The 13003-nt window shown below is 39.4% G+C and carries 7 protein-coding genes and 2 pseudogenes; 1 reads left to right on the top strand and 8 read right to left on the bottom strand.

What is annotated here, in order from left to right:
* Positions 1–725 precede the first annotated feature (725 nt).
* Complete coding sequence (locus tag AC0YNW_RS06480; protein WP_475831226.1) at positions 726–953, bottom strand: Mu transposase C-terminal domain-containing protein; 228 nt, start codon at positions 951–953, stop codon at positions 726–728.
* Between AC0YNW_RS06480 and AC0YNW_RS06475 the strand changes: the two genes are divergently transcribed.
* Positions 942–1130 carry a hypothetical protein gene (locus tag AC0YNW_RS06475; protein WP_475831225.1) on the top strand — a complete coding sequence of 63 codons (189 nt, stop codon included), beginning with the start codon at positions 942–944 and terminating at the stop codon, positions 1128–1130. The two genes, AC0YNW_RS06480 and AC0YNW_RS06475, sit on opposite strands and share 12 nt — an antisense overlap.
* A gap of 269 nt (positions 1131–1399) precedes the next feature.
* Here the strand turns inward: AC0YNW_RS06475 and AC0YNW_RS06470 are convergent, their stop codons facing one another.
* The 7 genes and pseudogenes from AC0YNW_RS06470 to AC0YNW_RS06440 all read right to left on the bottom strand — a co-directional run bounded on the left by AC0YNW_RS06470 (position 1400) and on the right by AC0YNW_RS06440 (position 12552).
* Positions 1400–2344: a hypothetical protein gene (locus AC0YNW_RS06470; protein WP_475831224.1), complete on the bottom strand. Its 945-nt coding sequence runs from the start codon at positions 2342–2344 to the stop codon at positions 1400–1402.
* Between the two features lie 301 nt (positions 2345–2645).
* Positions 2646–2762 (bottom strand): annotated as a pseudogene (locus AC0YNW_RS06465) (hypothetical protein); the annotation flags it as partial.
* 652 nt (positions 2763–3414) lie between these two features.
* Positions 3415–4366 (bottom strand): annotated as a pseudogene (locus tag AC0YNW_RS06460) (IS3 family transposase).
* 719 nt (positions 4367–5085) lie between these two features.
* Positions 5086–5676 carry a hypothetical protein gene (locus AC0YNW_RS06455; protein WP_475831223.1) on the bottom strand — a complete coding sequence of 197 codons (591 nt, stop codon included), beginning with the start codon at positions 5674–5676 and terminating at the stop codon, positions 5086–5088.
* A gap of 657 nt (positions 5677–6333) precedes the next feature.
* A complete protein-coding gene (locus AC0YNW_RS06450) occupies positions 6334–6930 on the bottom strand; it encodes an IS110 family transposase (protein WP_475831222.1) in 597 nt (198 codons plus the stop codon).
* A 983-nt stretch (positions 6931–7913) separates the two neighbouring features.
* Positions 7914–9290, bottom strand: a complete 1377-nt coding sequence (locus tag AC0YNW_RS06445) for a hypothetical protein (RefSeq protein WP_475831221.1) — start codon at positions 9288–9290, stop codon at positions 7914–7916.
* Positions 9277–12552, bottom strand: a complete 3276-nt coding sequence (locus tag AC0YNW_RS06440; protein ID WP_475831220.1) for an AAA domain-containing protein — start codon at positions 12550–12552, stop codon at positions 9277–9279. Before AC0YNW_RS06440 ends, AC0YNW_RS06445 begins: the two co-directional genes overlap by 14 nt.
* Positions 12553–13003: the final 451 nt, after the last annotated feature.

The following is a 13003-nucleotide window of genomic DNA, read 5'->3' as shown; positions in this document are numbered from 1 at the left end:
ATAACGTGACTACGTCCGCATAAAATTGAATATCGTTACGGCAACTGGAATTTCTTTTTCGACAAGCCCATTTTGTTTATTTAGATCATTCAATTATTCGCAAATACAAAAACGTTATGTTAAGAAAATTGGTTTGTGTCGATTGTGAATTGATAAGTTGCGGAATAACGATCGCGATCGTTTCCCGTTAGCTAAGAGATGATATTTTTAACCAGCCGCTGCACTGCATCATATTCCCCCACTCTTCCTGCTCCTCTCTAAAACAAATGTTACCAACTAATACAACTTACTCTTCAGCGAAGTAAACATTCGAACGGAACAAACGAGATCGGCAACTCTTAAACACCTGGTTTTCCCCATACGATAAGTTCAAATGAGGCAGATATTATTTCCTATCTTCAACATTTCTAGACCTATAAATGCCGGCTTTCCGGAAATCACCAAGGTACATTTCTTTACTTCATTTATCAGCATCGTGAAATGAATCGGTAATCGGTACATATTCTTGACATTGTTCCTATAAAACAAAAAAATGCGATTCACGCGGTATTCAATCGACCCATATTCTTGACATCCTACAAATGACAAAGACCTCTCAGCTTTTTCAATTTTGTAGTGGTTCTCGGGTACATTTAAGTATTCAGATAAGTCACGTCGTACTTGTTCGCTAAAATAAACGAATTGTTCTTTGTTTCCTTTTCTTATAACACGGATGCAACCTCTTATTACCCCCAGTTAGTGCAGATACCGAGTTTCAATCTCTCTCGTAAACGGAGTGCGCTCCCACCCAAAGTAGCTCCGAAATCGTGAGGATCGAATCGCACTTGAACCTGTGAGCCTGAAAGCTTTGCCTCCACTTCATAGGTCGTGCCCAAGAGCGAATTGCGGCCTGTCTTGTCGGCCTTTCGCGACTCCTCCAGCAGGAATACTTCCGCGAGCTCATGCGGAGGCATCGTACGAATCGAGTGGTCGTCCTTCTGGTAACGGTCAAGTGGACGCTGCTTAAAGCTGTTATGGACTTTCTGGTGGTAGGCGACCTCAAGCCACGCTGCGAAGAAACGGTTGAGGTCGATGAGCGTCTGAATCTCCCCTTGCTCGATGAGATCATACTCTTCCGGACAAAGCTCTGATCCACGAACCGGAAGAACTCTTCTTTTTTACCGCGTACTTGCGGACGCCCAGGGCGAGTATGCTTAAGCTGTATGAAGAATATAAAGCATTAGACTTAAGTTGTTGATCTGACGCGATTTTTCAGTTTATTAATCGTCAGTTTTTGATAAATAAGTATTAGACGGATTATAATGATGGCAACCCTAAATAAAAACCCATTTGAGGCTAAAGTTAGAAACTAATTTGAGCACAAAAAAAGAGGGAGAGTATTGACTCCCCCGTTATATATCTAGAAAGTAAAAGCTTCGCTCGTACCTTGTTCCCATTTGTTAGAACTGGTTGACCAACCAAAACCGAAAGGATAAGAAATAGAGTTTAACGTTGTGGTTGACCACGTATGTCCAAAGCTAGCGCTAAAGCTTATAGTTTGACCAGTCGGTACACCACCTACAAAATCAAAATAATACCAACCAACTTGTCTCCAATTATCATAATCCGCCCATTTAGCGAAAACAGTACCACCATTTTCTAATTTAAGACGATCTTGGTACGCCCAAGCATACCCTCTTTTATCGGGGTATTTAGCTGCAGCAGTTGACCAATCTTTATGAAGTGCAGAAGGATCATCATAGCTAAGTACCCATAGTTCCCTGTTATAAGTGTTGATATCTTTATGAAGAGAATAAATTGAATATCCCTCAAGCCCCCCAAGGTCCTTCCAACCATTATTCCCAGCAAACACTGGATTACTATCTTCTTTCCATTTAGTATTTATAAAATTCCCTGCTGAATGAAGTAGGTACTTATTAACTGCAGAGTCATAATACAATTGTAGTTCTGTTATTTCGTAATCACCTGCTGAGGATGCTAGGGTACCAACTTTATCCTTTTTTACTTTATGAACTTTTTCTAGTCCATAATCGGCATAACTTGCTTGTAAATTAATTAACTCTTGTTTTGCATCTTTAATTTTTCTATCTAGCTGTTGTGTGTTCATGCTGTTATAAGAAACCTCATTATTCTCAACAGCCATCATTGTATCTTCTAATTTCATCAAATTACCTTTAGCTTGCTCTAATTTCAAGAAATAGCTTCTTACTTCATCAGATCTAGCATCTAGTAGTTGCTGTTCTTCATCTGTTAACTCAATTATTGAATAGTTGCTAGATTCTGCACTAACAATTCCCGTTAAAAAGAAACAAAGTAATAAAAATGACAAAAACACCTTTCTCATTTAATCATCTCCTAAAGTATAGTATTTTTTTAATACATTATTCATACTACTAAATTATACTAAAATAGTCAACTAAAGTGTATATTCATCTTTTATGGATGAGCAATGTCAAATAACAAAGATTAATAAAAATCCGGTCAGCCCACCCAGATTGAAACTAGGGTCCCGCCAAAGTTGAAGACACACCTCTCCCCTTTACGGAACATGCAAAGGTTGGCAGTATGAAGATAATATGGATAGTCAATCCATTCCACGCATCATTCTGGATCTCTGTCAAAATAGTAGATAAAAAATTATCAAATCACAGCATTAAAGTATATTTATGTTCAAAATGACTGGGAGTGGCATAGCGAATCGATGAATAAATGCACTCATTGTTGTATAAAACTTCGATGTACTCGAAGATACTTTTCTCAGCTTGTGCACGGCTTCGCGTATTTGTTCAGAAAGGATTCGATGCATGCATTGTCGTAGCAGTTGCCTTTTCGGCTCATGCTACCGGTCATGGAATAGAGTTTGAGCTGTATCTGGTACTCGTGTTAGGCATACTGGCTGCCACGATCGGAATGATGTAAGACCTCTTCTTCGGGACGTTGACTACGCTTATGTGAAACGAAGTTTATCTTTTTTATCTGACATTTGGAAGTCAGAATGGCCATCAAATGGGTACACAAAAGTCTTCTACCTGATGCGATATTCAAGCGAAAAGGACTCTTTTATTTGCTGGGAGATGATCCAGAAATGGCAACAAATCAAATTGAGTTATCCCCCAATAAGGAAGACAGTGTAATCATCTGTATCTGATTTTGAGACGGATTTTGCAATGAGACATTAGCATTTTAGCCTATAACATCCCATAAAGGAACATTTAACCTGTATAGCATGTATAATCCCTAGAATGTGCCGTGCCTTCTACGTGAGAGGGCTTAAATGAAGCTTTCACACTCCAATGCAAGCAGTTAGCTCATTTGTGGTAATGAAATAAGCCACTCGATTGAGTGACTTATACGGGACTGCCACCCGTTTGTGAGACAGGGATCAAAACACCTTTTAATTTATGTGACCAATCGTCAGTATTCAACAGGCGACTGACTATTTAGTTTCGTTTGAATCCGAATTGAGTTATAGTAAGTGATGTGGTAATGCCTTTTCCTTTGACAGCTTCCTGGTACGCTTGTGCCGTCTAGACATTGCCCTGATCGCTGTGGAGCATCATTCCTGACAGAGCAGGCAATTGATGAAGTGTGTCGAGTTCAAAAGCCGTGTTCTGCTTGTCCGATATACTCCACGCTACAATCTTTCCGTTGAACAACTCGAGAAGACTTGAAAGGTACAATATTTTCCCGCCAAACGGCAAGTACTTAATATCCGTTTCAAGCTTTTGCACGCTTTAAGAGATGTTCTGCTACATACGCTGGCTGACCTGTTGTCTTCCGCCTCTTGACTCTGACTTGGCATTGTAGCTGCTCCTGTTGCATGATTCGTTGTATGCGCTTGTAGTTCATCGTATGCTATCTACGCAGCCAAGCAGTGATTTTCCTGTATCCATAACAGTACTTGTGCTGCATACAGAGCTTCCGAACTTTTTCGACCACGCGATCTAATGGCTTCTCCTTCGCCACTCGCCCGCGATAGTACGTTGCACGAGAAACGCCGAGCCAATTATAAACTTGAGCAACACTCACAAACCCTCGAAGCATCTCGACCAATTGCACCACAAGACACCTCCTCTCCAACTCTTTGTACTTTTTTAGTACGTCCAGCTGTTGTTTCAAGAAACGGTTCTCCGCCTTTAACTGCTTATGTGCTGTACTCAGGCCCTTTCCCATAACTGTATTGTTTGCCTACTGGATGCTTTAACCGATTAAACTCACCATTACGATACCATCTCATCCATGTTTTAACTTGTGTCTTATTTCGGATATGGAGGCGTTCCATGACCTCTTTTACGGGCACGCCTGCTAATCTCATTTCAATGGCCTTTATCTTCATTTCCAAGGGATAGCTCACTTTAGTTGCCAACGCAAAATACCTCCAAGGTTATGCCCATTTCTTACGACATGGATCTATGTTCCTGAAGGTGATTTGATTTGTCTCACGTTATGGGGTCAGTCCCTACATCACTAAGTGTTGCAGGAATCTTTTTTCTCACATAGCTCTTTTATTAAACATAAATTGTAATACTCATATAAATCAGTTCCATTACCATATCAAATATTGTATATTTAGCTAAATTAATAAATTTATAAAATAAAGATTTATAATAATCACCAAATTTGAATTTTTTCCCTGGATTTATGATTGATTTATTATAATGATAAATTGGGTCTCAAATACTTTCTTGATGTTCCTATTTACTTTATTAATGTGACACATTAGATGGAGCCCATTGGAACATGTAAAGAACTATTGTCTTCCACGTTTATTACTTGGCACATTATTTTCAGTTCTTTTTCTGTAACATTATTTAAATAATCTTTGGAATTTTTTTTTGTTTCTGTTCCAATGTTGCATTTATAAACATTGCTCATTCAAGCAGACGCGGAGGAAGGAATTTGCATTGGATACGAACACTTCGTTTTTTTCTCGGGGAGTTCCCCGATGTTGGTTATCTTTGTCTCGATCCCCGCACCTTCTTTAATCCTTTGCTTCGTCTCTGCCTCTAGCAGCGTCAGCAATTCCACCGCAATGACTTGCGCTACATCCCCTCCCTCCATAAAACTACCCGTTAGTTCAGCTCCTCATTTTTTTCTCCAAATATTTTTATATAGATCAGTAATCGTTATTTCAATTATACTAGTGTCTTCATTGTTTTCTTCATTTGATTCATCACTCAAAAAGAAAGCAAAAGAAAAACAATCCCCATCCTTATAATTCAAACCACATCTGCCAGCTACTCTAGCTTCGATTGTATTACCATCGTATTCGGCTGTTAATTTTGCTGTTGTTGATGTAGTGAAAAAATGAACGTTGATCGTCTCATGATGAAGACCCGAAATAAGCGTAGCTCCTGACAAAGAATACTGTCCAATGGATCTAAATCCGATTTCATATCCTCCGTTGCGTATCCTCTGAAGCGATGAAACGTATATCCTATGTTCTCCATCATTATAGATCTCTTTTCCAATGTTACTTTCTAAATCTGACAAATCAACTTTAATTGAATACCTTCCATCCACCAGGTTACCATTTTTATTTGTATATTCTTCTGTATTATTTGCAATAAACCTCATTCCACTAGACCATAAGCCGAATAACCCCGATGACCAAAGAAATACAACCATCACTGCCATAAGAAGTATAGTGATGTAGAGTATCTTTCTCACTTTCACGTCTATCAAGCTTCCCCTCGTATGATTGGTCCTTAATGTCGCGCAGCAGAACCAAAATATTACCAACACATAAGTAAGACGGTTTACCCTGAAATAATGATCCATTTTTTAAAAAAATTTTAGTGATAAACTGTCTGTTAGCCTAACAAGGAAATTGAGTAACTACTACAGTAAAATGCAATTTGTTTAATCAACTACCATATCCCGTCATCAAAAGATAAACAGGAAGGTTCATAGCTTATATCCCCCTATATATGCGTTTTAGGATCGGCGGTTGATTCATATAATCGTCTCCTCAATTTTGGGATTCACGTAGTTTCCAGGGCAATTTATACGTAATCCCCTGATTTTTATTTGCCCTATTATCGATTAAATGTCTTCTCATAAGACATCACTCCTCTCATTTTTAATACCACAATTATCCACCTTATACATATAAATTGCAAACCACAGTTGAGGTCTCCTACTCCGGGTATACTCTTCACTAGCTCTACTTCGGGGAGACTCGATGCCATCTTCTTCATCTGCTCTTCCAGCTTACTTAGCTGCTCTGTAAACTGAAGCAATAAAGAGACCATACCGAGCAAAGCAACGGTTTGAGAATGGCTTTTTCTCTGCTCTTTCCAATCTGCCAGCACGTTCCGCTTTTTCTTGTACTCAGCGCTTGGAGCGCGACTTTCCGGCTCCGCTATTCTGGATTACCTCGTGAAGACTTCCGAGATTCCCCTCTAGACAACGTGCCAACACCTTTAAAGACGTAACCGAAAACAGATCCCGAAAAACCTTCTCGTATGCCGGAAAAACCTGATCTATTAAGGCTCTGGTGTTTAACTTCGCTTGCACAAACAACCCCGTCACAAACTCATGTTGTCTTGTCACATGTTGCAGCTCTGTAAACGCCTCGTCCCATCTACGATGTGGCGTGACGTCTCCGCGATAATACATTCCCGCTAAATGCCATGCATCCGCAGCATCTGTTTTGACCTTACGTAATTGCGTTCCTTTGGCCCGTTTCGACTGCAACGGATTCACGATAAAGTACGTCCAGCCGCTACGCTCCAAATACGCTACCAGTACACGATGGTAGTGCCCTGTTGGGGCAAGTCCTGTTGTCTCCTGCAACTCCGCGAGCAGCTCTCCCAGCCGTTCAAATCCCCATATGCTCTCCGCCTTTCCATAAGGTTCGTTTCTTTTCGTAAAGCCCTGGACCACACTAAATCCTTTTGCCACATCCACACCTACTACTGGCTCCATAATAACCTCCTACAGCATATCTTGCCGGCACTCCCACGATAGTTCCAAACCCATAGCTTCGCTTGTGATGCAAGGTCAAAAGCCTCTACCAGCTCAAACATGGTCATTGGGGGTAGTGGGAGAACAGTTTTTGTGACGGGGTCTGACCCCTAAAAGACGCACGTTCTCCCGGCTACCGCCATCGTATACCGACCATAAAAAAAGGCCAACCAGTAATAACTGGCTAACCTGATAATACGAAAAGGACAATACCGTTCACATGAAACGAATGTCCACATATGATGTGTAACACTATATGAAAATACAGTAGTTTCATAGCTTCGTAAACTAAACTTAGAAATTGATTTTATATAGTGTTTTGTACATATGTCTATATATTAGTTACATCGCACAAACGCTTCTACGACGTTAATCTGTATACTTATTCCTATCTCCTCTTTGTGAAATGAAAATGAATTTTCAACCGTTCAAACTTCTGGATTTTTAGCAAGAATTTCTTTCTCTCCATATTGATATAGCGAATCAGTAATTTTAATGTTGCTGGATAAATTTAGATGATTGAACTGCTAATTTTGAATCATTCCATTTAACTCGCTCACCTTGGAAGAGGCTTTTCTTCTTTAACCAGTAAAAAAATGTTTCAAGCATGTTCAAGTAGGATAGAGCGGTCCCTTCGCTTACCCTTCTTAGTTGGAAATGATAATACTCAGAAGCGGAGCGTTGAACTTTTTCCATATAAAAAAAGAGGCAAGTAGTCACTGTTTTGTGATTACTTGCCTCTTTTTATCGCAAATTTATAATCAATCCGCTAAAAAGACATCTTTTTGGGTAGTTAGTAGTAACCTAAGAGTATTAGGTATGAGCGGCCCTGATTGGAACCCGTTTGAATAGAAAATTGATAATATAAAGTGAACAATACTATTTACTTCGATTATCTGATGTATCTACAGCCCCATCAAATTTGTAATGATATTTTTGAAAGGTTATTTATCCTTTGCAGACACAAGATCAGAAAATACAGCTTTTATCAATTCGATATGTGCTTTGTCGTAAGTCAGAATGCCGACTTCCTGCAGTAGATACTCATTTTTCACAGGAAACGGTTCGAGGTGAATAGTTAGCATGTACTCATTATCTACTATAATTCGAGTTCCTCTGACATCAGAGAACTCCTTAGTGGCAACACTCTTTTCATTTATCATTCCTTTGATTTTTGAGACTACGGGTTTTGATTTTACCCCATGGCCAATATAAATCATCGAATTCTTAGAAATTGCTTCAATCAAAGCCAACAGGCTATATTCACTCTTTTCTAACATGTACAAGTTATCTGTAATAACGACAACTTCTCTGGGTTTCCTTTGCGTAAGAGATCGTAGAATGGATTGGTATTCTTGGTACAACAAAAGCCGGTCTGTAAAATAACTGCTGTAGATTTGATCCATGTCTATACTTGAACTTTGGATATGAGTTACGAACACAGATCGCTTATCCTCTAAAGTCTCTATTGCATACTCCTCTTCAGGATACCATTTGAAGAATGTAGAATTCTTACGCTGACCGTATTCCCTCGTATCATATATTTCATAAAATGATCTAGGGTGACTTTTCATTTGTTCTCTAAGAGAAGTGTAATACAAATCATTATTAGCGTCGCTTACCAGTTCAAAGTAAATGTTGTCAGTATCTTGGGAGTAGTAAACATGAGCTGGCAATTGATCGTACACTCGGTCGTAGTCCTCAATAGTAATGACCCGGTATAATTCGTCTACACCAGCAGTGTCATTTCCCATAAATCTGTCGCGGCTCTCACTAACTCTTATATTATACAACTCTCTGATTTCATGTTCGTTGTTGGCAAGAAAATGTCCAGAGAGATCTTCTATGTTATTTAGGTAAACCGTACATTTCGAATTGTTTCGAAGCTTGGATCTGTACGTGTTCTCATCTTTTACAATTACACCTGTAAGCATGTTGACGTAGACATTTTCCATATAATCCGGTTCGATTCGTATGGATTTTAGTTCGCGCAAAACCTTCCTTCCCGCATTGGAGAGGGAGATAACCCTCCCCATGTGGGTAATATAATCAGCTACGCCGAGTTCCAGGAGAATTTTGTCGAAATAGTCTTTGTCAACGCCAAGCACTTCACGTATCTCATCATAGTTTGTCCACTTCTCTTCAATGAGGCGGAGAACGACTTCTTGTGCCAATGGTAGATGATATTCCCTTCGAGTAGTGATATTCAATTTCATTCGAACATAAGGAATGCCGATCGTAATTGTCTTCAAATACCGTAGACCCTCAATTTGTGGAGGAATATTCAACTTCAAATTTAGAATGTAATCATTTTCTCGCATGACTTGGCTCCTTGTATTCAATAATTTCACAGCCGTCTGTTTGAGAAATATAAAGGTCAATCTCTGGGAGTTTGTTTGTAGGTTGTCTATTTCGCATGAAATGATCTTTGTCTCCAACTATAACTAACAATCTACGTGCTCTGGACAAAGCTACATTAATTCTCTGCGCAGATTTCTGAAAACCGATATCATTCTCTGTATTACTGCGGACGGTACTAAAAATGACTATGTCTTTGTCTTTTCCTTGATACGCATCGACCGTATTTACCTCTATATTGCAGATATTTTTGAAGTCAGCCCTCGCGACAAATTCTCTAATAATGGACTTTTGATAGCTGTAACCTGTTATCACTGCGATTTCATATTCACGAGCGGCCTCTTCTTTATCTATATCCCAAAGCATCTGCTTTATAATTTGAATTTCTTTATCATTTTTATAGGTTTTTTGATCTTGGTGTGTCTGATGCCTTCTTTCTCGCCGATTCCATACCTTACTAGTACTCACCCATATCAATTGTTTTCCTTTATACAATTTCAGTTCATGAGTTCGTTCATCATTGGGGATTCCAGTGTGAATCTCATTTCCATAAAAGACTCTACTAATCATATCACCAATGGTTCGGTGCATCCGGTATTGCGTCGTCAAGCGGATCCGGTTGGATTGCGGGAAATTATCATAGAGACGCTTAAAAATACCGTTCTCAAAATCTTCTTGTATTCCATGTGAAGTTAGCTTGATGGCCTTTGCATTTAGTACAGGTGGCAATTGTTGATGATCTCCGACTAGGATCAACCGGCTTCCCTTAAGGAGAGGGATAAGAAGTTCCGGTACACTCGCTTTCGCTCCTTCATCAACAATGACATAATCAAAATTCATATTTCGGGTAGATGGATTCGAATTAAAACCTGTACAGGTGCCCGCGACAATGGTTGCATTTTCGATTAGTCGTGATTCTGAATCACTGGCAATTCCAAGACGATTTATCCAGTTATTTTGAATAATAGCGGTTCGAATAATCCGTTGCTTTTCCGGTTCATCCAGATATTTGGACTCCAATTGCTGGATCAGCAACTCTTCCTCCTCTGAACGGTTCGTTTGTGAGTGCATTTCAACGTATCGCTTTAGCTCATGCGGATCAATTCCATATTGTGTGGCTAGATCAATCATCTTTCGGTTGGAAGCTTCTTTTGTTTCTTTTGCCCATAAATTTCTGGCATTTAAGACACTGTATTTATCCCGTATAGCTGGCAAGATATTCTCATCTAGTCCAATTCGGATTATTTTCGTACTGAAATCTTGTGGAAAGTGTAACCCTTCCAAGACGTTGTCAACAGCGGTATGTGACTGCGACACAATCAGGATTTTAAACTTTTCTTGTGAAATATCGACATTATTACGGTTTAAGATCTGATTAACAAACTCTCGAATGACCGTAGTTTTTCCTGTTCCAGGAGGACCTTGTATGACTGCAATCGAGGATGTGTTTAAGGCCAATTTTACGGAATCCTTTTGGTTGGAATCTAACCTCTTATTGAAGAAGTCAATGTTATTGAAACTTCCTATGGATTTAGGGGGTTCAAATCCTAGAATAATATCCCGTAAATTTTCATTGCACAAGGCCTCATCGTTTTTAAATGAACGGATAGCGCTCATTTGCTTGTCAAACAGATTAATTTTAAAACGATAATCTTCAACGAGTTTCCCTGAACGCGGAATCCCATTAATTTTTTTAGGAGACTTAACAACAAGATACACGGTATCATCCTGGTAAGCGATTTCCTTGAACTTTCCAATCACCACTGGCTTTGTTCTGTACTTTCGATCAGGTTCCTCTAGTTGGAGATCGAAAATAATTGTTGTTTCATTCGTAAATCCTAAGCTTTCTACCGTCGTATTCAGTAGTTCGAACTCCATCGTTTGATCCTCTGCGTTATAGCGATAGCTCGTGTAGTCTAAGCTTTTGGCTGCTGAAAAAAGTAAGTCTTTTTCCTTTTCGAGATAGTCTAACCATATTCCAAAAAACTTCTCAAACTGAGTTTGTTTACTCGCATCAGATTGATAATCGATCCGATGATCCACGAGATCATTTACAACTTCGTAAGTTTGGAAATCCATCTGTATTGATTGATTCATCGAATGATTAAAGATGGGTTTGCCAGCTATACGCAAGTACATTTTCTCATAACGTGATCGATCTGTCTGTTTGAGAAATTTAATATCATTCACTAGAAAATTTTCGTCGTAATCCTGGTACACGCCTTTCAAAAGGTATCCGTCCGTCGAGAAAAATGACACTTCATCTCCGTTTTCCAACCTACCACTATCAAGCTTGGAATCGACAAATCCATATATATCTTTTTCGAACCACTTGTTTAAGTATTGATCAATAAATTCATTAAGCTTGACGTGTCGTGGTACAAATCTTAATGTTCTGGCCTGCTCGAGCATTTCTAGAGGAAATTTGATCGAGAATTTCGTAACTGACATTAGGGTGCCGATTATCTGAGCCAGTTCTCGTTTTAGATCAGTAATGGTTTCATATCTTACTTTAAGATCAGTTTCGACAGCTTTTATCAGGATGTTCTTTAATGGTGGAGTAATGTCGGAACTCTGTGAAATGGAGACATGGAGGTTTTCAGGCAAATCGGGCTCACAGCCGGTTAAGAAAAAATAGATCGTGGCCCCTAAAGAGTAAATGTCGCTTTGAAAAGAAGCATTTTCTGGATGATACCCCACTTCTGGAGCTGAATAAAGATTCGAACCGAATTTATTAATGGTTTCACCCGTTACCATACCCTTAATCTTGGAGAGACCGAAGTCAATCAGTTTCGCTTGTCTGTGTTCGATGATCATTATATTAGACGGTTTGATATCTCTATGTAGTATAGCTTGGCTGTGCGCAGCTTCAACAGCATCAATAAGCTGAAGAATGATTCTAATTTTGTCACTATATTCAATAAATGATCGATCAATCGTTTGAAGGTTTTCGCCGTTAATATGTTCAAGAAAGATTCTTCCTTTTTTTTCGCCATTTTCACCAGGTAAGAACTCAAAATCATACATTTGGATAATGTGATTATGATGTAGCCGGCGTAAGGCTCCTACCTCTCTTTCAAAAAGAAGCCTCGTATAGCGATCCAAATTTCCTTTTGTCTCTTTTAAAACAATATACCGCTCCTGCGCTTCGTCATAAAACCTAGAAATCAACGAAAATTCAGTTTCAGCAATTCTTTCAAGGCGGCGCAGTGAATTAAATTCCATTGAGAACCCTCTTTTCCTGCATCTTTTTTCCTATATTATATCATAACAGTCAGAATGGAACGTGTGTTAGTAGGCAATTCCACCTGTCTTTAAATATGGAACCTATAAGTTGTCAGTAAAAGGTTTAATTTTATGAAGTGGCACTGGTTAGGTGAGGTTGGACGAGCCTTTCTTTGGATTGGAATGCGGTTACCTGAACGTTATAATATAAGAATCAATTGTATTATTGAAGATACGCAGTAAATAAGGGGCGAAGCTCGTCAGTTCCCGCTCCGTTTAATTCACTGGGGTTGCGAACATGCTGGCCGTTGCAAACTCAGTCTTGACTGAAGAGGACTACGTTGCTCAGCTTACCTGCAATCTTCTCGAGTCAGCCGAAAGCCACTGCAGCCTCCGGGGCGCATTGCCGGAGAATCGACAATACTTTCACTTTACCACTCCTAAGGTCGGC

Source organism: Paenibacillus sp. J31R120 (assembly GCF_056269225.1).
This window is presented reverse-complemented; position numbering and strand designations above follow the sequence as displayed.